This is a genomic window from Nocardia concava NBRC 100430 (assembly GCF_000308815.1).
GTDB lineage: Bacteria > Actinomycetota > Actinomycetes > Mycobacteriales > Mycobacteriaceae > Nocardia > Nocardia concava.
Genome location: NZ_BAFX01000017.1, coordinates 169,732 through 190,801 on the forward strand (window position 1 = coordinate 169,732; position 21,070 = coordinate 190,801).

Annotated in this window: 24 protein-coding genes; 14 read left to right on the forward strand and 10 right to left on the reverse strand. The window is 66.8% G+C overall.

Annotated features, from left to right (window positions below):
• Positions 1–25: 25 nt before the first annotated feature.
• The 4 genes from ON43_RS05160 to ON43_RS05175 form a co-directional block, all read right to left on the reverse strand.
• Positions 26–637, reverse strand: a complete 612-nt coding sequence (locus tag ON43_RS05160) for a hypothetical protein (protein WP_157513906.1) — start codon at positions 635–637, stop codon at positions 26–28.
• A gap of 126 nt (positions 638–763) precedes the next feature.
• A complete protein-coding gene (locus ON43_RS05165) occupies positions 764–1,006 on the reverse strand; it encodes a hypothetical protein (RefSeq protein WP_040804050.1) in 243 nt (80 codons plus the stop codon).
• A gap of 118 nt (positions 1,007–1,124) precedes the next feature.
• Entirely contained in the window at positions 1,125–1,868 is a 744-nt protein-coding gene (locus ON43_RS45880; RefSeq protein ID WP_218003205.1) for a hypothetical protein, read from the reverse strand.
• A 79-nt stretch (positions 1,869–1,947) separates the two neighbouring features.
• The gene (locus ON43_RS05175) at positions 1,948–2,556 is read right to left on the reverse strand and encodes a maleylpyruvate isomerase family mycothiol-dependent enzyme (RefSeq protein ID WP_051177914.1); all 609 of its coding nucleotides are present in this window, start codon (positions 2,554–2,556) and stop codon (positions 1,948–1,950) included.
• Between the two features lie 59 nt (positions 2,557–2,615).
• Between ON43_RS05175 and ON43_RS05180 the strand changes: the two genes are divergently transcribed.
• Entirely contained in the window at positions 2,616–3,482 is an 867-nt protein-coding gene (locus ON43_RS05180; protein WP_218003206.1) for a MerR family transcriptional regulator, read from the forward strand.
• Between the two features lie 3 nt (positions 3,483–3,485).
• Here ON43_RS05180 and ON43_RS05185 read toward each other — a convergent pair whose 3' ends face one another.
• Positions 3,486–4,409: a cutinase family protein gene (locus ON43_RS05185; protein WP_245568476.1), complete on the reverse strand. Its 924-nt coding sequence runs from the start codon at positions 4,407–4,409 to the stop codon at positions 3,486–3,488.
• Positions 4,410–4,954: 545 nt separating this feature from the next.
• On the opposite strand from ON43_RS05185, the gene ON43_RS05190 reads away from it, so the two are divergent.
• The gene (locus ON43_RS05190; protein ID WP_157513907.1) at positions 4,955–5,674 is read left to right on the forward strand and encodes an MmyB family transcriptional regulator; all 720 of its coding nucleotides are present in this window, start codon (positions 4,955–4,957) and stop codon (positions 5,672–5,674) included.
• Between the two features lie 22 nt (positions 5,675–5,696).
• Here the strand turns inward: ON43_RS05190 and ON43_RS05195 are convergent, their stop codons facing one another.
• The gene (locus ON43_RS05195) at positions 5,697–6,182 is read right to left on the reverse strand and encodes a nitroreductase family deazaflavin-dependent oxidoreductase (protein ID WP_086007892.1); all 486 of its coding nucleotides are present in this window, start codon (positions 6,180–6,182) and stop codon (positions 5,697–5,699) included.
• Between the two features lie 106 nt (positions 6,183–6,288).
• Between ON43_RS05195 and ON43_RS05200 the strand changes: the two genes are divergently transcribed.
• The 7 genes from ON43_RS05200 to ON43_RS05230 all read left to right on the forward strand — a co-directional run bounded on the left by ON43_RS05200 (position 6,289) and on the right by ON43_RS05230 (position 14,791).
• Complete coding sequence (locus ON43_RS05200) at positions 6,289–6,885, forward strand: TetR/AcrR family transcriptional regulator (protein WP_040804158.1); 597 nt, start codon at positions 6,289–6,291, stop codon at positions 6,883–6,885.
• Between the two features lie 155 nt (positions 6,886–7,040).
• A complete protein-coding gene (locus ON43_RS05205; RefSeq protein ID WP_040804052.1) occupies positions 7,041–8,648 on the forward strand; it encodes an MAC/perforin domain-containing protein in 1,608 nt (535 codons plus the stop codon).
• Between the two features lie 202 nt (positions 8,649–8,850).
• Entirely contained in the window at positions 8,851–10,347 is a 1,497-nt protein-coding gene (locus tag ON43_RS05210; protein ID WP_040804054.1) for an alpha/beta fold hydrolase, read from the forward strand.
• Between the two features lie 46 nt (positions 10,348–10,393).
• On the forward strand, positions 10,394–11,074 hold the full coding sequence (locus ON43_RS05215; protein ID WP_040804056.1) for a response regulator transcription factor: 681 nt from the start codon (positions 10,394–10,396) through the stop codon (positions 11,072–11,074).
• Complete coding sequence (locus ON43_RS05220) at positions 11,074–12,426, forward strand: HAMP domain-containing sensor histidine kinase (RefSeq protein ID WP_051177917.1); 1,353 nt, start codon at positions 11,074–11,076, stop codon at positions 12,424–12,426. Before ON43_RS05215 ends, ON43_RS05220 begins: the two co-directional genes overlap by 1 nt.
• Before the next feature lie 19 nt (positions 12,427–12,445).
• Positions 12,446–13,003 carry a TetR/AcrR family transcriptional regulator gene (locus ON43_RS05225; protein ID WP_040804058.1) on the forward strand — a complete coding sequence of 186 codons (558 nt, stop codon included), beginning with the start codon at positions 12,446–12,448 and terminating at the stop codon, positions 13,001–13,003.
• Between the two features lie 72 nt (positions 13,004–13,075).
• Positions 13,076–14,791 (forward strand): alpha/beta fold hydrolase, encoded by a 1,716-nt coding sequence (locus tag ON43_RS05230; RefSeq protein ID WP_218003207.1) that lies wholly within the window; start codon positions 13,076–13,078, stop codon positions 14,789–14,791.
• On the opposite strand, the gene ON43_RS05235 is transcribed toward ON43_RS05230, so the two are convergent.
• Positions 14,734–15,510, reverse strand: coding sequence for a C1 family peptidase (locus ON43_RS05235; protein WP_040804163.1), 777 nt, complete (start codon positions 15,508–15,510; stop codon positions 14,734–14,736). The two genes, ON43_RS05230 and ON43_RS05235, sit on opposite strands and share 58 nt — an antisense overlap.
• Positions 15,511–15,676: 166 nt before the next feature.
• Between ON43_RS05235 and ON43_RS46725 the strand changes: the two genes are divergently transcribed.
• The 3 genes from ON43_RS46725 to gnd all read left to right on the forward strand — a co-directional run bounded on the left by ON43_RS46725 (position 15,677) and on the right by gnd (position 18,218).
• A complete protein-coding gene (locus tag ON43_RS46725) occupies positions 15,677–16,150 on the forward strand; it encodes a LysR family transcriptional regulator (RefSeq protein WP_051177919.1) in 474 nt (157 codons plus the stop codon).
• A complete protein-coding gene (locus ON43_RS42155) occupies positions 16,117–16,611 on the forward strand; it encodes a LysR substrate-binding domain-containing protein (RefSeq protein WP_051177920.1) in 495 nt (164 codons plus the stop codon). Before ON43_RS46725 ends, ON43_RS42155 begins: the two co-directional genes overlap by 34 nt.
• A gap of 164 nt (positions 16,612–16,775) precedes the next feature.
• Complete coding sequence (gene gnd / locus ON43_RS05245; protein WP_040804059.1) at positions 16,776–18,218, forward strand: NADP-dependent phosphogluconate dehydrogenase; 1,443 nt, start codon at positions 16,776–16,778, stop codon at positions 18,216–18,218.
• Positions 18,219–18,482: 264 nt separating this feature from the next.
• On the opposite strand, the gene ON43_RS05250 is transcribed toward gnd, so the two are convergent.
• The 3 genes from ON43_RS05250 to ON43_RS05255 all read right to left on the reverse strand — a co-directional run bounded on the left by ON43_RS05250 (position 18,483) and on the right by ON43_RS05255 (position 19,769).
• The gene (locus tag ON43_RS05250; protein WP_040804061.1) at positions 18,483–19,055 is read right to left on the reverse strand and encodes an ADP-ribosyltransferase; all 573 of its coding nucleotides are present in this window, start codon (positions 19,053–19,055) and stop codon (positions 18,483–18,485) included.
• Between the two features lie 160 nt (positions 19,056–19,215).
• A complete protein-coding gene (locus ON43_RS44625; RefSeq protein ID WP_157513908.1) occupies positions 19,216–19,389 on the reverse strand; it encodes a hypothetical protein in 174 nt (57 codons plus the stop codon).
• Positions 19,386–19,769, reverse strand: a complete 384-nt coding sequence (locus tag ON43_RS05255) for a hypothetical protein (RefSeq protein WP_040804063.1) — start codon at positions 19,767–19,769, stop codon at positions 19,386–19,388. Before ON43_RS05255 ends, ON43_RS44625 begins: the two co-directional genes overlap by 4 nt.
• A gap of 148 nt (positions 19,770–19,917) precedes the next feature.
• Here ON43_RS05255 and ON43_RS05260 point away from each other — a divergent pair, with 148 nt between their 5' ends.
• Positions 19,918–20,823, forward strand: coding sequence for a helix-turn-helix domain-containing protein (locus ON43_RS05260; protein WP_040804065.1), 906 nt, complete (start codon positions 19,918–19,920; stop codon positions 20,821–20,823).
• A complete protein-coding gene (locus tag ON43_RS05265) occupies positions 20,813–21,019 on the forward strand; it encodes a DUF397 domain-containing protein (protein ID WP_040804066.1) in 207 nt (68 codons plus the stop codon). The genes ON43_RS05260 and ON43_RS05265 overlap by 11 nt, the downstream gene beginning before the upstream one ends.
• Positions 21,020–21,070: the final 51 nt, after the last annotated feature.

Below are 21,070 nucleotides of genomic sequence, written 5' to 3' on the forward strand. Positions count from 1 at the left end.
GCCCGTCGCGCTAGCCGAGGGGGTGCTAGCTGGGTGTCACCGGCTGCCAGCACACCACGCGGGCAGGTTGCGGGGTGACCGTCGCGCCCGCGGGCATCGCGCACTTGCTGGTGTCGGTGGTGCCGTCGAAGCGGCCGCCGATCTGGACCGTGACGCCGTTGTCGGTCTTCGCGGCGCAGTCGACCGGGGTGATCTGGTTGACGTCGGCCTGCATGCTGTAGCAGTCGCCCACCTGGACATTGGGGGCGAAGCAGAGCGAATGCTTGCCGTCGGTCAGCACGAAATAGGCGGCGTCCTTGAGCTTTCCGTCCGGGCAGGTGGCCCCGTTGGTGACCGAGGCGGCCAGTTCGTAGACGGCGGCGTGGTCGGCGCAGGAGGCGGGCGCGATCTTGCCGATCTGGGCCGCGCGATAGTCCTTGGCGGTGACGCAATTGCCGACGGCCAGCTCGGGATCGTGGTGGCCGGCCTCGGAGGTGGTGGTCCGGCTGATGCTGGCCAGTAGCCCGAGGGCCAGGATCAGCACGCCCGCGATGGCGACGATGGTGCCGGGTTTCGCCTGCGATCGCGATCGCAGGACCAGTCCCGCGACCAGCACTACCGCTCCGACCGCCGGCAGCACGATTTGCCCAATACTCACTGTCTGTCATTTCCTTCCGGTCCGAGGACGGACACGGGCAGGAAGTTACCCCGAGACGGGGAGTGACCGGACGGTTTTGAAATGAACTTGTTCCGGAATTTTCCGGACTGCCGAATTCTTGCCGGACTACTGATCGGCGAGCTTGCCCGCCGGGTAGCGCAGGTGATCGGTCTGGATGGTCTTGAGGCGGCACTTCGTCAGGTTCACCGCCGTCAGGATGGCGGCGACCACGAGCGCGGTCAGCAGGAACCGCTGATCGCGCGGATCGAGCACCGCGAGCACGATCAACCCGGTCATGAAGGTGACGATATTGATCGTCGCGAACGCCACCTGCTGATTCGGGTTCAGCGTCTTGGTGGTCTCGGACATTGCGACTCCTCGGATCACGTACTGCGTCACGGAATGACTGTCGAGTCCGACGCTAACAACGCGCAACGGCCGCGCTACAGGGACAAACGCCCTCGAAGCGCGGCCGTCGCGGCGGTGATTACCGGGTGCAGTTGTGAACGAACGGGAGCTTCTCCGACCAGCGCTGCGAGTTCGGGTCGTAGGCCTGGATGTAGGCGTCGTTGACCTTCTTGCAGGAGGAGCCGAAGCCGCTGGTGGGGTCCCACATATTGGTCTCGTAGCCGAAGGAGGCGCCGGGGTAGCCGTTGTGGGCGCCGGCGGTCACGGTGTAGGTCGCGAGGCGAGTTCCGTTGTTGCTGTTGACGATCAGGGTGATGGTGCCGTTGTTGAAGTGGTCGCCGTTGATCTTGTACTGGCTGCCCGAATCGGAGACGACCGTGCAGACGTCGCCGGTGCACTTGTTGCCGGAGACGTAGGTGGTGAGCCAGATGTTCAGCGACGCCTTGCGCGACGCCGCGGCGGCATTGTCGTCCTTGGCCTCCTGACGGACCGCGGTGGTCACGCACACCACGTCGCCGTCGTAGGCCTCCCGCCACACGAACCCGTTGACACAGGTGTTCGGCCCGTACGCGCCGCCCCCGGCCCGCCGCGATCCGGCGGCCGCATTGTCGGCGCGGGCCTGATCGCGCGTAGCCGGCTTCACGCAAACATGGTCGGCCGCATTGGCTTCCCGCCAGACATACCCTTCCTGACAGGTATCGGGCCCATAGTCGCCGCCGGCATTGGCGACCCCCATGCTCCCCAGAAATCCGAGACTTGCGGTACCGACGACGGCCGCTGCGAGCGCGGCGCGGGCGGCGGTACGGACGTGAGTGGCGATCATCGGTGTGCATTCCTTCGTGTGGTGCTGATCGTGTGCACCGAGAATGCGGGCCCCGACTAATGGCCAACCAACGGAAAACTCATTGTTTGTGGGGCTGTTCGCGGCCGGTGGCGAAGAGTAGGAGGGTGGCGATGGGGGCCTCGAGGGGGTGGCCGGTGCCTGCGGTCCAGGTCGTGTCGGTGGCTATGAGGCGGTGGGTGGTCAGGGTCTTCCGGATGCCGAAGGTGCCTGCGTGGCAGATGCGGTCCAGGGCCACTTGGGCTGCGGGGGTGGGGATTTCGCGGGGGAGGCCCAGAGGGATGGCGATGTCCTGGCCGTGGACGAGTAGGTCCATGAGGCGGTCGGCGGGGGTGGTGCCGGGTGGGGTGGTGCGGTGGTTGATGGTGGCGTGGAGTTGGGTCAGGAGGTCCGCGGTGGTCGATTGGCGTGCGTGGCGGATGGCGGTGTCGCGGATCATGGCGTGCAGGTTGCCGCGGGCTCGGATCAGGCCGATCAGGAGTGCGGAGAATGTGGGGTCGGCCGAGAGGATGATGTGGGCGACTACGTCGCGGATTCGCCAACTATCGCAGAGTGATTCGTGATTCCACTGGTCCTCGGACAAGGTTGTCAGCAAGGCGTGCAGGGTGGTGCGTTCGGTGGCGACGGCGTGCCAGATGCGGTCGGGGGTCATCGATTCGGTGGTGGTCATGAGGGTCTCCCGGGTCGGTGTCCCAGTACCGTAGAAATTCCAGCCGGGTGGAGGTTCCAGTGAATGTGACTCATGGCATACGCCCTCGCGGGTGGATCGGTATCGGCGAGCTGTCGCGCCGCACGGGTGTGCCGGTGCGGACGATCCGGTTCTATTGCGATGAAGGGGTTCTGGAGTCGGGGCGGAGTTCGGGCGGGCATCGGGCGTTCGATCCGGTGGCCGCGGTGGATCGGCTCGCGCTGGTGCGTCGGCTGCGCGGGCTGGGGTTGGGGCTCGGCGCGATCGCGGAGGTGCTGGGCGGTTCGCGCAGTGTGGCCGAGGCGGCGGCGGCCGAGCGGCGGGCGGTGGAGGCCGAGCTGGGTGAGCTGACGCGGCGGCGTGAGGTGCTGCGGGCGGTCACGGATCCGGGGCGCGCGCATCGGGAGGTGACGGCGTTCTGGTCGCGGATTCTGGAACCGTTGCCCGCGGAGCTGTTCGACGCGTTCCTCGAGATGAACGCGCCCGCACCGACCGATGAGCCGGATCCGCGGCGGCTGCTCGCCTATGGCGAACTGGTCGGGATGATCAGCGAGCCCGGCCTGTCCGCCGCCATGTCCCGGCTGCTGTGGCGATCGGATCCGGCCGGGGTCCGGCACCCGCGGGCGCTGCTCACCGGAGTCGCCGAGGCGTGCGAATCCGTCGGCGGGTTGCTCGTGGCGAACGAACCACCGCGCGCGGGAGCCGAACTCGACCGGTTCGTCGCGGCGCACGCCCGGGCGCGCGGTGTGCGCGATACGGCCGGTCTGCGCCGGCGACTGCTGTCCGGCGCGACCGATTCCGACGAGCGCGTCCAGCGCTACTGGAGCTTGACCGCCGAGATCACCGGCACCGTGACGACCGGTGCCGCCCACTATTGGTTGTACGAGGCGCTGACCCGATCCGCTTGAGCGTCACGGGTTTTCGTTGGCGGTGTCCGACAGCCAGTTGCGCAGCCAGGCGGTGGCGGTGGTGCCGTTGCCGTCGACGACGTAGCGCGGGTAGGACTGGTGCACGCCCGAGGCCAGGAACTGCTGGACCTGGCGCAGCCACTGCTCGCTCGACGGATCGTCGGCGGGTGCGGACAGGATCGCCGACCAGCCGGGCATCAGCGCCTCGGCGAGGATGGACTGGAAGGTCAGCAGGTAGCTCGGAATCTGCAGCGGATCCTCGGCGGTGAGCTGGGTGAGCAGACCCGCCGAGCGCCCGGCCAGATCGTCGGTCGGCACCGAGCAGTAGAGGTCGCCCGCGGCGCAGAAGGTGCGGACCTTCGGGCTGAGCCAGCCGAAGCCGCCCGCCCGCGCGCCGCCCGCGCCGGTACCGGGGACGTGGGGGCCCACGATGGCGTCGGCGGGGGAGCGGCGCGGATCGGACACCAGGCCCACCGCGGCCACCCGGTCGGGCGGGATGACGCCCAGGCCGGTGCCGATCTCGGAGGCGAGGTCGCCCGCCGCGTCGGCGCCCTGGCTGTAGCCGATGAGGGCGAAACGTGTTGCGGCGCAGCGGGCGGCGGTGCCGGCGATCATGGCGCGGGCCGCGTTCACCGCCTCGCGCTTGGAGCGGCCGTAGATCTCGCCGTCCCAGGGGAAGGCGGTGGCCGGGTAGCTGACGTAGTCGGTGCGGACGGTGCCGGGGAGTCCGCGGGTGACCTGGGCGAGCATGCCCGGCTTCGGGTCGTCCTTGGAGGTCTCCCAGGTGCCGGGCACCGCGATGACATTGAGTCCGGGGCAGTCGGCGGGTGCGGCCTGGGCGCGGGGTGCGCCGGTGGCCGTGAGGATTCCGGCGGCGGTGGCCAGGACCGCCGCGAGCGCGCCGCCCGCTACTTTGAAGGATCGCACTGTTCGAAAGGACAAGGTTCGCACCCCTTGTTCGGATCGTTCGGTCGACTTCTCCCCATAACGCGGGGTTGGTGCCCGTGCGCGTCCTCTGTGCGGTCATCGGTGCATAACGGTGGGTTTGCCTGAGCGGAGGGCGGCACGTCGAGGCGAACATACCAAAGGAACTGGTTGGTCAGGCGGCGACTTGGCAGAGAAACGCCGAGACCCGGACAAAGCGGATTCGCGAGGGGGCGAAGGAACTTCGGGTGCCGCGTTATCCCGTGAATTCCGGGACCGGCCGCACTTATATCGAATGGCTGTCGTCGTGCGCCGCTCATCGCGTTGTGCTGACCGTTCGCCGAATCGAATTCGCCAGCCGTTGTTGGACGGGTGACTTGGACCGTCATCTGTGGAAACATTGCGGCTCGGGAGTCGCCCCCCGCGGGAAATTCCGGACGATGCGTCCGCGAAGCGGCGGGGTGTCGGGAAGGGAGTCGGCTGCTGTGACGGGCCGAATGGACAACATCGGAAGCCGGTCGCGGATATCGCTTCCCACCTTCGGTGACGTGCTGCGGAGGCTACGCGAGGAACGCGGGGTCTCCCGGGAGCGGCTGGCCTTCGGGGCGGGGGTGAGCGCCAGCTATGTCGCACAGCTGGAACAGGGCGGTAAGGCGAAACCGACCCGGTCGGTGGTGGACGCGCTGGTGCGCTGCCTGGAACGCTGGAATCCGGTGTCGGCCACCGAACTCCGCTATCTCCGCGATCTGGCCGGGCTCGGGACCGGGGAATATCCGACGGTCGGGGAGTTGAAGAACTCGCTGAGCGAGGACGCCCTGCGCGCCCTGGACCTGCATTCCCCGAAGCTGGCCGCGCTGTACGACACCCGCGGAAATGTGCTGGCCGGGAACGAGGATTGGGCCGCCGCCTTTTCCGGACTGCGCGAGAACGGGAATCTCTTTCGCTGGATGTTCGCGGACCCGATCGCGCGAAAGGTATTGGCCGATTGGGAAACCGAGGTCCGGCAATCGATCGGCTGGCTGCGCGGCACCGTGGGCGCGGCGGACGATCTCAGCGGATATGCCGACATAATGCGCGAGCTCGCCGAATTTCCCGAGTTTCGCGCCTTCTGGAACGAGGGCGGCGTGGGATTCGCGCCGCCGGTCCGGACATTGCGGTTGCGGGATCGGAACACGGGTGCGCTGCGGCAGTTCCGGGTGCAGGTGGGGCTGCTGGGGGACACACCCCACGCGGGTCTCATCGTGGGCACCCTGGGCATACCGGTCTGAGCTGAGGCTGTACCCGTCCGGCTCAGGCTGCCGGGCGCAGGATCACGACCGGGATCTCGCGCTCGGCCCAGGCCTGATAGGTCTCGAAGTCGGCGTAGGCCTCGACCAGCAGCGGCCAGAGCCGGGCGCGCTGTGCGGGATCGGCGGTGACGGCGTGCACGGCGAACCGCCGCGGCCCGATCTGGATGTGGGTGTCCGGGTGCGCGACCAGATTGCGATACCACTGCGGATGCTTGGGCAGCCCGCCCTGCGAGGCGACCACCACGATGTCCGGGCCGTCGGTGATGTACAGCAGCGGCACGGTGTAGACGGTCGCGGTCTTGCGGCCGCGGTGCTCGAGCAGCAGCGTCGGCACCGGTTTGCGGAAACCCGCCCCGATGCGCCACTTGCCGCCGATCCGGCCGCCGGTGCGGCGGTAGAGCCAGACCTGTGCTTTCCCAACGTGTTTGAAGATCTTGGGCAGCACGGGGGAGTCGAGTTGGGCGGGCCGGGGCGGGATGGTCGTCATGGGTTTCCTTTCGCCCTCTCGACCATACAGTCACTGCCATGTGTATGGTCAAGCCTCGGCGGTAACCTTCGGCACGACTGATCGCGAGCGAAAGGACGGCGATCCGGTGCGCACGCATGGATGGTCCGGGGCGGCACCCGCCGACGACGCGGAGGCCGTGGAACGCATCGTGGCCGCCGCGCGGCGGGCCATCGACCGCTCGGGCGAGGAGTTCAGCATTGCCGAGGTGGCCCGCGATCTCGGCGTCACCCGGCAGACGGTGTACCGCTATTTCCCCAGTGCCGAAGCGCTTCTGACGGCCACCGCCATTGCGCAGACGGAACATTTCCTGGATGTGCTGGCCGAGCGGCTCGGGGATATTCGTGATCCGGCGACCGCGGTGGTGGAAGGCATCGCCTATACGCTCGAGCGCCTGCCGGAGGAGAAGTATCTCGGGTTGTTGTTGCGCCCGGGACGCGCCAGCGCATTGTCGGCGGGCGTAACTTCCGATACCGCACGGTCTTTCGGGCGGACGCTCCTGGAGCGCTACTCGGTGGATTGGGCGGCGGCCGGATTCTCCGACAATGATCTCGACGAACTCGTGGAACACATGTTGCGGATCGTGCAATCGTTCGTCATCGATCCGGGGCGACCGCCGCGGCGCGGCAACGAGATTCGCAGCTATCTCTCGAGATGGGTTGCGCCCGCGCTGGCTTCGAGGTGAATCTCGCATGCTGAAGCCCCGCGCGCCTTTTCGGGCGTACGAGGGATTGTAATTGTGCGACCAATGGTATGTTTTTTAATTCCTTTGGAGTTCACCGTGTTTCGACCGGGTAAACCCTACCATTGCCGTGGGGACGACAACGGAAGGATCACACCATGTCGTTGATACCCGGCGCCTCCGCTATCGGGCGCGGATTCAATATTCTGGGTACCTATGACGCGAAGTCGCTCACGTGGCAGATAGTCAATCTTGGTTCGGCGACCAAGACCTGGGAATTCAGGCCCACGGGGATCACCTACGAAGTGCCGGAGAACGCCCGGCCCATCGAGTGGACCCACACCACGGGAACGTCCTACGTATACAACACGGTTGAGCAGTTCCAATCGCATTTCTCGCAGAAGGCCGGTGTCAAGGCATCGTACGGGGGCTTCAGCGGCCAGTTCGATCTGGCGTACAAGAAGACCGTAAATACCGACCAGTCATACTATTACGGTGGCTTCGAAGCCGAGTACACCGCATGGGAACTCGCCGTCGAAAATGCCTCCGAGTCCTGGCTCACTCCGGAGTTCCGCGACGATCCCGATGTGAAGAATCTGCCCAGTACCTATACGCCGGAGAATCAAGAACAATTCTTCGCGGTGTTCCGAAAGTGGGGAACACATGTGGTCACCCACGTCGTGGTGGGCGGCAGCCTCGACTACTACGAGGCGGTGCAGACCAGCTACTCCAGCAACCAGCAGCAGATCAGCGCCAATATCGAACTCGAGTACAAGGCCGTGTTCACCTCGAGCAAGGCCGAATCCCATACGCAGTGGGAGACGCTCGGCAAGAACTGGTCCAACAGCCGCGTGGTGCGGGTGATGACGGCCGGCGGTGATCCGAAGTTCGCGATGGACCACCTGAATCCGTCCTACGGCGACAACCACAACGTGATGTTCAGCCAGTGGACCGATTCGATCATGTCCTACCCGGGCGTCATGCGGTTCATCCTGCGGCCGCTGAGCGTGCTGTTCTCCGGCAACCAGGCCAAGGCGGTGGGAAATGCGCTGGAGGCCTACGTCAATGGCGCGATCCTGGTCATGGCCGATACCGCGTACACGCCCGGCACGGCACCCGGGCCCGGGAACGTGTCGACCAATTTCGGCATCATCACCAATGGCAATGTGGCCATCTCGCATCCGGCGGTGGAGCCGCCGCCCCCGCATGTGGTCAAGCCGGGGGTGGCCGCGCCGGTGGGCGGATACCAGGTGGCGCTGTACGACGACAACTACGTGCCGTTCATGGTCCACACGTACTACCAGACCTACATCGGGCACACGCTGAAGCCGAATCCCGAGATCTACAAGGCGATGATGGCCGATATCGATGCCGTCACCCAGCGCGGGTACATCGCCGCGATCAGCGGGTTCGGGATCGACCTGCAGAACTATCCGTCGCCGGAATTCCAGCGATGGCTATTGAGCGTCGGCGCGAGCATGGAGCAGTGGAAGAAGTTCCGCGGGTATACCGATCCGGCCGGGTCGGCCTGCTACGTGGTGGTGGGCAAGCAGGGGATGGCGCCCGGGCATGCCATCGAAATGCTGCAGGCGGTGTACTCGCCGAGCGACTGGATGAAGGAGCCGTATCTGTTCAATATGAACCCCTCGGCGCTGGGGCTGACCTATGGGCGCACGGCGCAGAAGCGGGCCGGGACGCACGTCTACGGTTCGCTGCTGCCACCGGAAAAGGAGGAGCACCGGCACAAGCCGGAGAAGCGTCACTAGCCGGTAGGTAGTTCCGATCCCGTGCACCGGTCGCATTCGCGGCGGCCGGTGCATCGGCGTGCGTGCGGGATTGTGGAATCGGCTGTGCGGCGGATTCTTACACGCCTTTGTCATTCGTTTGAACAACGTTTGATTCTCGGTGCGCAGGATGCCTGTGAGCCGCTCGGAAGCGCCGGGCGGGAACGGGTGAGGGAGCGACGGGATGCGCGCCGGAATACGGTCATGGGCGAGTTTCGCGGCGGTCGCGGCCATTGCGGCCGGACTGGTCACGGGATGCGATGCGGGAGAGAAGAATTCGGGTGCGCCGTCATGGTGCCCGGCGGTGGAAGGCTACGCGGTGGATTGCGGCACCGTGGAACGGCCATTGGTGGACGGCAATCCCGGACTCGGTACCGTGAATGTGGGATACGCGCTGATCAGGCATACCGGCAATGGCGCGGCAAAGGGCGCGATCCTGCCCAATCCCGGTGGCCCCGGGGTGCCGATGATCGCGCATGCCGCCGAGGCGGCGAAGCTGTCGGCGGAAATGCTGAGCGATCACGATGTGCTGCTCATCGATCCGCGCGGTACCGGGGTGTCGGATGCGCTGGATTGCGGTGTGGGAGAAGACGAATTCCAGCTGGGCACCCGCGAGCAACAGCGGGAGGCCGTAGGCCGGTGCGCGGATCGATTGGGGGACAAGGCCGCCGGATACACCTCGGCCGCGACTGTCGATGACTTCGATGCGGTGCGTGCGCGATTGGGGATCGACAAGGTGATTCCGTATGGCATCTCCTACGGGACCTATCTGCTGCCCATCTACGCGCAGCGGCATCCCGAGCATGTGAGCGCCATGGTGCTGTCCGGTGCTTACCCGCACGACCACGATCCGTTGCAGCGACCCAATGCCGAGGCGGTTTCGCTTGCTCTGCAACGCATTTGCGAGCGTAGCGGGGTGTGTGACGGCAACCGTGCGGTCGAGGATCTGAAGACGGTGGCCGCACGCTTGCGGGAGCGGCCGATCACTGTTCAGGCCAAGGGGCCGGTCGTGCTGGACGAGGCCAAGCTGGCGAGCCTGGTGTTCGAGGCCGCCACCAGCAATGTGGGTGCCGATCCGGCCGCGATGACGCCGCTGGGCATGCTGCCCGCCGCATTGCATTCGGCCGTGCGGGGCGATGACAGCGGGCTGATCGAGTTCGTGAAGCTCACCACGATCGAACCGGGGTACGAGAACATCGGGCTCTACATCACGGTGGCCTGCAACGACTATCAGCCGTTGTGGTCGCGCGAGGCGGGCTTGTCCGAGCGCGAACAGCAGTATCGGGGCGCATTGACCGGGGCGGCCGGACAGTTCGGGGCGTTCAGCGCCGAGGGCTTCGCGGGCGGTCAGCGCGACGGCGGCGACGCCTGCCTGCGCTGGCCCGGCATTCCCGGCCATCAGCGGCCCGCCGAGGTGCGCACCGCCATGCCCGATGTCCCGGTGCTGGTGCTGTCGGGTGACCTGGACGCCATCACCCCCGATGCCAACGGCAAGCTGGCCGCCGCGAAGTTCGCCCGCTCGACCTTCATCTCGGTCCCGAACACCGGGCACGTGCCGGATCTCGAGCCGAGCGGATGCGTGGTCGGCCTGATCGCGGGCTTCGTGCGCACCGGCACCGTGCAGGGTGCGGAGTGCGTCGCGTCGGTGCCGCCGATCGCCGTGGCGCCGGTCACGAACTGACGGGTGGATTGCTGTGAATATGCCCGCCACCGATCAGACTGACCCTGTGACATCAGCGAAAGTGCTCGTGGTCGAGGACGATCCGAATGTGCGCAGCACCCTGGAACAGTTGCTGCGGTTCGAGGGATACCGGGTCAGCCTGGCCGGTGACGGGCGGGAGGCGCTCGACCTGCTCGAGACCGACCGCCCGGATATGGCGGTGGTGGATGTGGTGATGCCGCGCCTGGACGGGCTGTCGCTGTGCCGGACGCTGCGGCGGCGCGGCGACCGGTTGCCGATCCTGGTGCTCACCGCACGCGGGCAGGTCGGCGACCGGGTGGCCGGGCTCGACGCGGGGGCCGACGACTACCTGGCCAAGCCGTTCGACACCGAGGAACTGCTGGCCCGGCTGCGGGCATTGCTGCGGCGCAGCGCGCCCGACGAGCCGGCGGTGCTGACGGTCGCCGACCTGACGCTGAACCCGGCGACACGGGAGGTACGGCGCGGGGGTCGGGAGGTCGAACTCACCCGCACCGAGTTCGACGTGCTGGAACTGCTGCTGCGCAACGCACCGGTCGTGCTCACCAGAAGCCAGATCTACGAACACATTTGGGGATTCGACTTCGAGACCGAGTCGCGGTCACTGGATGTGTACATCGGGTATCTGCGGCGCAAGACCGAGGAGGGCGGCGGGTCGCGGCTGATCCAGACCGTCCGCAATGTCGGCTACACCGTGAAGGCGGTGTGATGCGTACCCGGCTGACGCTGGTGGTGTTCGGCGCGACGGTGGTGGCGATCGTGGTCGCGCTGGTGACGGCGTATCGGAGTGTGTCGCCGCTGGTCGCGGCCCAGGTCGATCGCGGGCTGGTCGACCGGGCCGATACGGTTCTCGCCTTGCTGGGCGAGGGCTCGCCGGGTGGGACGGCCTCGGCGGCGTCGAAGCTTCCGGTGCGGGTCGACATGACCGAACAGCTGCTGCTCCCGGACGGTACCGTGCTGCCGCTGACTCCGGGGCGAGATCCCTTGCCGGTCAACGACTCCGATCGGGCCGTCGCACGCGGCGAGACCGGTTCCGCCGAGACCGACGTCACGGTCGGCTCAGAGTCCTACGGTGTGCTGACCAAGGCTCGGCCGGGCGGCGGCGCGGTCATGGTCGGCCAGAACTACGCCGAGGTCGAGCGGGTCGATCGCGAATTCCTCTGGCGCACAGCCTCGATCACGGCTGTCGCGGTGCTGGTTGTCGCGCTGGCCGCCTGGCTGGCCATCGGCCGCATCCTGCGCCCGATGCGCCGCCTGGCCCATGCGACACAACGGATCACGACCACCCGAGACCTCTCCACCGTCCTCCCCGAGGCGGGCCGCGACGAGGTCGGCGACCTGACCCGCGACTTCAACGCCATGCTCGCGGCCCTGAGACTGTCCCGGGCACAACAGCATCGCCTCGTCCAGGACGCCGGACACGAACTGCGCACCCCACTCACCTCGGTCCGCGGCAGCGCCGAACTGCTCCACCGCGCGAAGGGCCGCCTCGAACCGGCCGATGAATCCCAGGTGCTCACCACGCTGGTCCAGGAGGCCAAGGCCCTCGACGCTCTGGTCGGTGAACTCGTCGAATTGGCCACCGATCAGCACACCGACGAGACACCCACGAACCTGGACCTTCCCGAACTAGCCGAGGACTGCGCCCAACGCTTCCGCCGCCGCACCGGCCGCACCATCACCATCTCCACCGAGAATCCCGCCCCGGTCCACGCCCGCCCGCGAGCCGTGTCCCGCTGCGTCGACAACCTCCTCGACAACGCCCTCAAGTTCAGCCCCACCGACACCGACGTCGAAATCCACATCCGCGGAACCGAATTGGCGGTGCTCGACCGCGGCCCCGGCATCGACCCCGCCGACCAGGGCGCGATCTTCGACCGCTTCTACCGCGCCGACCGCACCCGCTCCACCCCGGGATCGGGCCTGGGCCTGGCCATCGTCCACGACATCGTCACCGCGCACGCGGGATCGGTTTTCACGGCCGCTCGCCCCGGTGGTGGAGCAGAGGTCGGCTTGCGGTTACCCGTGGCCACCGACTCTCGGATTGACAAGAATATGTAGATCGGTCTACTTTTCTCGCATGGGACAGAAGGGCGCCGAGACGCGGGACCGGCTACTGGACGCGACGCAGGAATTGGTCGAGGCCGCAGGGTATTTCGGCACCGGGCTCAACCAGGTGATCGCGCACAGCGGCGCCCCGCGCGGCTCGCTGTACTTCCACTTCCCCGGCGGCAAGGACCAGCTGGTGGGGGAGTCCGTGCGCAGGGCCGGGGCGGCCATCGGCGATTCCCTTGGGGCGCTGGCCGATTCCGACGTGTCCACCGTCGAGTTCATCGAGCGGGTGCTGCGGCAACTGGGCGACCGGCTGGAGGAATCGGAGTGGCGGAAGGGCTGCCCGGTCGCCACTGTCGCCCTCGAGACGGCCGCTTCCCATGATTCGATTCAGCAGGCGTGCTCGGAGGTCTACTCCGGGTGGGAGGACACCGTGCGCGCCCGACTGGCCGGGCGGCCCGGGGCCGACGATCTCGCGACCACGATTCTCGCACTGATCGAGGGCGGGCTGCTGCTGGCCAGGGCGCATCGCAGCCGGGAACCGCTGAACCGGGTCGGCAGGCAGATCGCCGTCTGGTTGGGCTGAACCCTGGGTCGGCGCCATCGTGGCCCTTTCTTTTGACTTGAAAATATGTAGACCGATCTATTAGGAGTGAGTATGGACGCAATCGTCTTCGGGGCAACCGGATTCATCGGCCGATCACTGGTCGCCGAGTTGCTCGGCCGCGGGCAGACCGTGGCGGCGGCCGTGCGAACCGACACCCTCACCCCGTGGCTCACCGCCCGAGGGGTCGACCTCGCCGGACTGACCGTCGTCACCGCCGACATCACCCGACCGCTCACGGATCTGCCCGAGGCGCGCGATGTGTACAACACCGCCGCGCGGTACGCCTTCGGGCTCGGGGTGGAAGAAGCGCGGGCCACCAACGTGATCGGGGCGACCAATGTCCTGGAATGGGCCGCGACCCTGTCCGGGCTGCGGCGACTGGTGCACGTGAGCGGGTATCGGGTGAGCGCGCCGGAAGGCGAACCCGATTATCCGGGACTCGGGGCGTACGAGGCGTCGAAATTCGAGGGCGATCTCGCGGTGCGACGCCTCGCCCGCGAACGCGGTGTGCCGCTGACCATCGCCAATCCGAGCACCGTGATCGGGTCGGGCCAGTATCTGGGGCTGGCCGGTCTCGTCCGCGATCTGTGGGAGGGGCGGCTGCCCGCGGTGCCCGGAGGCGCCGATGTCTTCGTGCCCATCGTCACGATCGACTACTTCGTTCGATTCCTCGCAAGTGTGCCCGAATCACCTGCTGGCGAACACCATTGGGTGCTCGACGACAACACTCCGCGCCTTCCCGCATTGATCCGCACGGTCGCCGACCACATGGGGGTCCGGGCGCCGCGGCGCAGTGTTCCCGTCGGTCTGCTCCGTCGCCTGCCCAGCAGGCTCACGGGAGCCGATCCGGAGACGCTGTCGTTCCTGTCGACCGACACCTACCCGACCGCTTCCGCCCAATCCGTCGCCGCCGCTGCGGGATTGGAGATGCCCGCTGCGGACGAGGCGTTGCGGGAGTGGGCCGATCACCTGGTCGCCGAACGCTTCGGTGCGAGTTCAGCCTGGTTGCGCCCCTACGGTTTCCAGACCGTGGCGGGTAGCCGGACCTGGATTTCCGGGGATCGGGATACTCCTGATTACGTTCTGCTGCACGGGCTTCCGATGAACGCTGATTCGTGGGCTCCGCTCGCGAGCCGCCTGTCCGGTTCGGTCCTCGCGCCCGATCTGCCGGGGCTCGGCCGCTCGGCGGCCTCCGACCGGCCGGTGGAGATCTGGCTAGCCGATCTGATGAGTCAGGTCCGGACCCGGCCGGTGCTCGTCGCGCACTCGGCCGCATGCGGGCCCGCGCTGCGCTACGCGGTCGAACATCCGGATCGCCTCGGCGGGCTCGTACTGATCTCACCGCCGTTCCTGCAAGCCCCGGGCCCTAAGTCGACCAGGTCACCGCTGGCGGCGATCATGTTGCGCCGCATGACCACCGACCGGCTCGCCGCAACGCTGGGGCTGCCGCCCGGTCCCGAGATCGACAGCGCCGCAGCGGATCTGCGCCGTCCCGGAGCCGCTCGCCGCGTGGTGCGGGCGCTACGGGCGCTGCATTCCGACCGCGCGCGGTCCCGGGACCTGCTGGACCGGGTGAATGTCCCGGTCGAAATCATCGTGGGCTCGGCCGATCCGTTGATCGTGCCCGTTGATCATCCGGTCACCGAAGTGGCTGGAGCCGGGCACTATCCGCAGCTCACTCATCCGGCCGAGCTGGCCGGGCGCCTCGATCAGCCCTCGACGGTGCGGATGGTCCAGAAGTCGGAGGCGTTGACCGAGAGCAGGTAGGCGTAGGGCATGGTGCCGTAGCCGGCCTTGCCCCAGGAGTCGCCCCAGGAATTGCGGATTCGGAAGACCTGGCGGGTGTCGTCGTATCCGACCGCGAGGACGCAGTGGCCGCCCAGCACCTTTTCTTTGGCGTGGGGCAGGGGGATCGCGCCGGTTTTCTCGACCTCGGGGGTGAAGATGGATTCGTAGACGGTGAAGCCGAAGACGAACGGGTAGCCGTCGGCCAGGCAGCCGCGCATCTGCGAGAGTGTGTGTGCGACACGGGAATACGCGAGGGCTTGATGGTCGGACGCGTCCTTGTAGCAGGACGGCGGCGGTTCGACCGCGAATTTCGAGATGTCGTAGGGCCATTCGGTTTCCGGGCAGGCGCCGAGTTTGACGACGCTCTTGATGCCGTCGCGGATCATGGCTCCGGCGTCCTGGTCGACGGTGCCCTCCATGACACGCTCGTTGTAGTAGATGAACAGGCGGGACGGCACGGATTGGTCGACCACACCCTGTTTCATGGCGTCGAATTGGAGGGCGCCGGCGATGCCGTTGCCGGTGCAGGAGCCGAGCTTGCCCTGGTCGTAGACGGGGGCGAAGTGCGGGGTCAGGTCCACCGCCGGGGGCAGCTGGGCCATGACCGCGGCCGGCGCGGCGTAGAGGTGGTCGCGCTGGTCGGGCAGGTCCGGGATCCAGCCGAGTTGTTTGGTCTGCTTGGTGCTGATCGATTTCATGGGTACCAGTGCAGCGGGGGCGGGCGCGATCGGAAACGAGCGAAATACGAAAACGTTTTCACTCGAACTGATCGCCGGGGTGCCCCCGGAATTCAGGTAGCCCGCCACTCGTTACCCCCGCGCCCGTGTGCGCGATATTCGATATGCACGCGAAGGGGGAAGGGCCGTGGAACTGCGGCAGCTGCGTTATTTCGTGACGCTTGCGGAGGAGTTGCACTTCGGGCGCGCGGCGGCGCGCGAGCACATCGTGCAGTCGGCGCTGAGCCAGCAGATTCAGCGGCTGGAACGCGAATTGCGGGTGCCGCTGGTGGAGCGCAGCACGCATCATGTGCGGTTGACCGCGGCGGGGACACTGCTGCTGGCCGAGGCGCGGCTGATTCTCAGCCATGTCGATCGGGCCGCGGCGGCGGCGCGCACCATGACCGGGACGGACGCGGTGCTGCGGGTCGCGATGGGCGACGCCAGTTTCGACACCATGCCGGTGGTGCTGGCGGCGGTGCGTCAGCATCATCCGAATCTGCTCGAGGTACACGAGGTCGAGGCCGGGTGCCCGAGCAGTGCCGGTTGCTCGCGCAGGGGCGGCTCGATGTCGGGATCGGGCGGGCCGTGCAGTTGCCGGCGGGGGTGGCGTCGGAGGTGATCCGGTTGGATCGGCTGGGGGTGCTGGTCGCAGACGATCATGTGTGGGCGCATCGGCTCGCGGTGTCGCTGGCCGAGGTGGCGGGGGAGCCGCTGGTCTTCGCCGACGAGTCCCGGGCCCCGGAATACAACGAGTACATCCGGGAGCTGTGCCGCACAGGGGGATTCGCGGTGCGTGCCTATCCGGGGACCGTGCACAGCGTGCTGGGCGCGCGCCGCCTGGTCCGCGACGGACACGCGGTGGCATGTGTGCCGCGGTCCTGCGCGCCGTTGCCGGGGCTGCGCTGGATCCCTATTGCCGAGCCCGCCTACTACCCGTGGTCGCTGCTGTGGCGCGCGAACGGCGAGACCGAGGCGGTGCGATCGATCCGCTGCTGTGCGCGCATGCTGGCCGACCGGCTCGGCTGGACCTCCTGTCGCGAACCCGGCGAGGCGCCCGTCACCGGTCTGCGCGCCGGGTGAGTAAAGCCCGCTGTCCCGGGCGTTCAGCGGTGCTGTCCGGGGCCACTCTGCTGTGACCGAGGCCGACCGGGTAGAAAAGGTATGGCGTCGTGGACGCGTCCGGGATGCCGCCGCCGAGGAGATTTCGTGCGGTCACTACACCTGTCGAACGGAGAGGCTGTTTCATGGCGACCTCGGAAGCGCGCGCCCAGATCGGCGTGACCGGCCTGGCGGTCATGGGTAGCAATATCGCCCGCAACTTTGCACGGCACGGCTACACCGTCGCCCTGCACAACCGCAGCATCGGCAAGACCGACGCGCTGCTCGAGGCGCACGGCGGCGACGGCGATTTCGTGCGCACCGAGACCATCGAGGAATTCGTGGCCGCGCTGGAGAAGCCGCGCCGCGTGCTCATCATGGTCAAGGCCGGTGACGCCACCGACGCCGTGATCGAGGAACTCGCCGACGCCATGGAGCCCGGCGACATCATCATCGACGGCGGCAACGCGCTCTACACCGACACCATCCGCCGCGAGGCCGCCATGGCCGCGCGCGGCCTGAACTTCGTGGGTGCGGGCATCTCCGGCGGCGAAGAGGGCGCGCTGAACGGCCCCGCCATCATGCCCGGCGGCCCCAAGGAGTCCTACGAGTCCCTCGGCCCGATGCTGGAATCCATTGCGGCACAGGTCGACGGCACCCCCTGCTGCACCCACATCGGCCCCGACGGCTCCGGCCACTTCGTCAAGATGGTGCACAACGGCATCGAATACGCCGACATGCAGCTCATCGGCGAGGCCTACAACCTCTTCCGCGACGCCCTCGGCTTCGACGCCAAGCAGATCGCGGATGTGTTCACCCAGTGGAACTCCGGCGAGTTGGAGAGCTACCTGGTCGAGATCACCGCCGAGGTCCTGAACCAGGTCGACGCCAAGACCGGCAAGCCCCTGGTCGACGTCATCGTCGACGCCGCCGAGCAGAAGGGCACCGGCCGCTGGACCGTCAAATCCGCGCTGGACCTCGGCATCCCCGTGACCGGTATCGCCGAGGCCGTCTTCGCCCGCGCGCTGTCCGGCTCCCGCACCCAGCGGGCCGCCGCCAAGGGCCTCGCCTCGGGCGTCCTCGGCGAAAAGCCGACCGACGTAGCCGAATTCACCGAAGCCATCCGCCAGGCCCTGTACGCCTCCAAGATTGTCGCCTACGCCCAGGGCTTCGACCAGATCGCCGCCGGCTCGGCGGAGTACAACTGGAACCTCCACCCCGGCGACCTCGCCACCATCTGGCGCGGCGGCTGCATCATCCGCGCCCGCTTCCTCAACCGAATCAAGGAAGCCTACGAAGCCGACCCGTCGCTTCCGTCCCTGATCCTCGCCCCCTACTTCCGCGAGGCCATCGAGACGGCCATCGACAGCTGGCGCCGCGTGGTCGTTGTCGCCACCCAGCTCGGCATCCCGGTCCCGGCCTTCGCCTCCTCGCTGTCGTACTACGACGGCTTGCGTGCCGACCGCCTCCCGGCCGCCCTCACCCAGGGCCAGCGCGACTTCTTCGGTGCCCACACCTACGAGCGCATCGACGCCGAAGGCAAGTACCACACTCTCTGGAGCGGCGACCGCAGCGAAGTCCCCGCGTAACACGCAGCAGAACAAGGACTTTTACCAGAGGGCGGAGCTAGTGCCGAACCGGCACTAGCTCCGCCCTCTTCGGTATCACTCCGGTGGCCGCACGGGAGCGGCCTTGATCTGAGCCCTACTTATCGCGTTTGCCGGTGGTCTCGGTAGCGGGCCGCGGTGGAAGCTTCCTACCAAGGATCTTCTCGGCTTCACGGCGCCGCGCCTCGACCTGCTCTGGCGACAGTTTCACTTCAACCGCACGAAATGTCTCCTGCGTAAGCGCACTCATTGCTCGCCCTCCGCGACGATTGCCTGGATGCGCCACATGTTACGCGCCGCGTCCATGGCAACGCCAACAATGAAGTAGGTGCGCGCGTCGATGAGCAGGACCTCACGTTCGTCGCGAACCTCGGCGAGCTCGCCTAGACGTAGAGCTGGGGTGCCCTGGGGAACGAGCAGGTCGAGGATTACCGGGTCGACATGTCGCCTCGATCGCGGCGGTGTAGCCGATCCGCTCGCCGACAGAAACCCGCGATGCGTGAATTCCCTGAAGACCAGCGCGTGCGCTGATGCCGCATCGACTATGCCAAAGGTCTTCGACTCGGCTTCTCGGCTGACACGAACCCTCGTTGGCAGCGGGTACTTGGCAAGACCTGACCTGATCTGGTCGATTCGGTCTGCGAGTGCAGGTGTCATTGGGATCTGCCCCCATAGGGCTTTGTTGATCTGCTCGAACCCGTTGTACGCGTATGCCTGGATTGCAGCGCACTCAGCGGGCGTGAGCCGATCGGTTCCTTGTCCGGCAAGGGCTATCTCGGCAACGGGCACCTCGCCGAAGCCGTAGTCGTCATCCGCCACGGTCGGATTCTTTCGTATCGAATCAGTTGAAACTGCCGTTCTAGCATTGCTTTTGGCAAGACGACCCGTCGGTATCGTCGAAAGTCCACTGCATCGAAGCACCCGCGTAAATCACAGCAAGACAACCAGTCTCACCACGACGGCGTCCGCGCAGGCGCATTCATTGCTGAGACTGTGAACCGATGACCTCACTGGGCAGTTGAGCGAGGTATTCGGCCGCCGCGCGGGCGCGGGGGCACGGTGGGGCGCAGGTGGCGTGGATTTTCAGGATGCCTTCGGCGCGTCGGCGGCCCTCAACGTAGGCGTTCTCGCAGAAGTCGTCGATCCAGGTCATCGCGCTGCCCTCCGTTCGGCTCGCCTGTCGGGCCGAATTCGCCCGTCCGCCACCAGCGCCCAGTAGGCGGCGCGCTTGCGCTCGCAGGAATCCATCCGGCATTCGCGGTGCAGTCGCATGGCGTCGTGCGCCTGGGCCGTGGTGAGTGGTGCCTCGGGTGCGTCATGAGACCACGCGGACAACCACGAATTCGTCTGCGGCGTGTATTGATTCGACGGTCGTTCGGCGTTCAGGCGTCGGTGCAGCTCGCCGACGCTGATCGTGGCTCGGCCGCCGTAATGCGCTGCGGTGCAGTCGGTGCGGTTCGTCGCGAAGTGCCAGATGAGAACCATGGCGACGACGAGCGCAATCGCCCCGATTGTCGAAGCATTGTTGGTCATGGCAGAACGATGCGACACGAGTCGCAATCAATGCGGCACGCGCAGAGAATCTGCGGAATCGGCCTGAATCCCCAGCTCATGTCTCACCGGAGGCCTACCCTCTTCTCGAATTGAGAGGACCGTGGCGACCTGGTGAGAGGGCAGGCAAATGGCTGACGACGAGCCGGAGGATACGGGGACAACGTTGCCGCGTCGGCAGTTGGGACGATTGCTGCGTGAGGTCCGCACGGCCACAGGGATGAACCTGGAGCAAGCCGCGGCTCTGGTTCAGTGGAGCAGGCCGACGCTGAGTCGACTCGAGCGTGGTGAGACCGAGAAGGTCAGAGTCACCGATATTTTGGCGCTGTGTGAGGCCTACGGGGTGGGCGAGGAGACCACCGCCATCGCGCGAGGGCTGGCCGAGCAGGTTCCCGCGAAGTCGTGGTGGCACGCCTACGGTGACTTGATCCCGGCATGGGCAAACCTCTACGTCAGGTTGGAGTCCGGCGCAGCGGTTCTGACGATCTTTCAACCGTTGATCATGCACGGCCTGCTGCAGACGGCCGACTACACCCGGGCGATCGACAGGATCTACTTCCCGGATGAGACCGAGGACGAACTCAAACGCCGTGTGCGGGTTCGTGCTCAGCGACAACACATCCTCACCCGCTCACGCCAGCCCGCCAAGATGTCGGCGGTCCTGCACGAGAATGTGCTGAGAACCGTTGTGGGGGACAATCGACTGATGGCGGCGCAGTGTCGGCATGTAGCGGATATCGGCACCCGCGACAACATCGAGATTCGCGTCTTGCCTTGTCGTGCAGGGTTTCCGCTCGGCGCGGCGGTACCACCCTTCACGATCATGGATTTCGGACGTGACACCTTCGGCACACGGGTCCTGGAACCTTCCCAGGTCTACTGCGAGGGCTACGCAGGCAGTGCCTATCTCGAAAAGCGCACGGATGTAAGGACATTCCGGCAGGCTTTTCGAAAGCTCCAGGACGCAAGCCTCGATCCCGGTTCGAGTCGCGACCTGGTGCGTGAGATAGCAAGGAGATACGACAGTGAACGTTGACCTATCCCGAGTCAGGTGGTTTAAGTCGAGCCACAGCCAAGGAGGATCCGACTGCGTCGAGGTCGCCTTCCTCGCCGGCGGGCACGTGGGTGTCCGCGACTCGAAGAACCCCACCGGCCCGGTCCTGATCTTCGCGCCGGACGAGTGGGACGGCTTCGCCGCCCGCGTCGGAACCGAGGATCTCCGACATCCGTGAGGCGAAAAAACCTCCCACATCCCACGAGAATGCGTTTGGGCGCATATCTTC

Bases quoted from the DNA above. Each gene is read 5' to 3' on its own strand.
- ON43_RS05225 (WP_040804058.1), top strand. From the start codon at position 12,446: ATGGGACAGAAGGGCGCCGAGACGCGGGACCGGCTACTGGACGCGACG.
- ON43_RS05195 (WP_086007892.1), bottom strand. From the start codon at position 6,182: ATGACGACCATCCCGCCCCGGCCCGCCCAACTCGACTCCCCCGTGCTG.
- ON43_RS05255 (WP_040804063.1), bottom strand. From the start codon at position 19,769: ATGACCAACAATGCTTCGACAATCGGGGCGATTGCGCTCGTCGTCGCC.
- ON43_RS05175 (WP_051177914.1), bottom strand. From the start codon at position 2,556: ATGACCACCACCGAATCGATGACCCCCGACCGCATCTGGCACGCCGTC.
- ON43_RS05230 (WP_218003207.1), top strand. From the start codon at position 13,076: ATGGACGCAATCGTCTTCGGGGCAACCGGATTCATCGGCCGATCACTG.
- ON43_RS05260 (WP_040804065.1), top strand. From the start codon at position 19,918: ATGGCTGACGACGAGCCGGAGGATACGGGGACAACGTTGCCGCGTCGG.
- ON43_RS45880 (WP_218003205.1), bottom strand. From the start codon at position 1,868: ATGATCGCCACTCACGTCCGTACCGCCGCCCGCGCCGCGCTCGCAGCG.
- ON43_RS05210 (WP_040804054.1), top strand. From the start codon at position 8,851: ATGCGCGCCGGAATACGGTCATGGGCGAGTTTCGCGGCGGTCGCGGCC.
- ON43_RS44625 (WP_157513908.1), bottom strand. From the start codon at position 19,389: ATGACCTGGATCGACGACTTCTGCGAGAACGCCTACGTTGAGGGCCGC.
- ON43_RS05235 (WP_040804163.1), bottom strand. From the start codon at position 15,510: ATGAAATCGATCAGCACCAAGCAGACCAAACAACTCGGCTGGATCCCG.
- ON43_RS05220 (WP_051177917.1), top strand. From the start codon at position 11,074: ATGCGTACCCGGCTGACGCTGGTGGTGTTCGGCGCGACGGTGGTGGCG.
- ON43_RS05205 (WP_040804052.1), top strand. From the start codon at position 7,041: ATGTCGTTGATACCCGGCGCCTCCGCTATCGGGCGCGGATTCAATATT.
- gnd (WP_040804059.1), top strand. From the start codon at position 16,776: ATGGCGACCTCGGAAGCGCGCGCCCAGATCGGCGTGACCGGCCTGGCG.
- ON43_RS05165 (WP_040804050.1), bottom strand. From the start codon at position 1,006: ATGTCCGAGACCACCAAGACGCTGAACCCGAATCAGCAGGTGGCGTTC.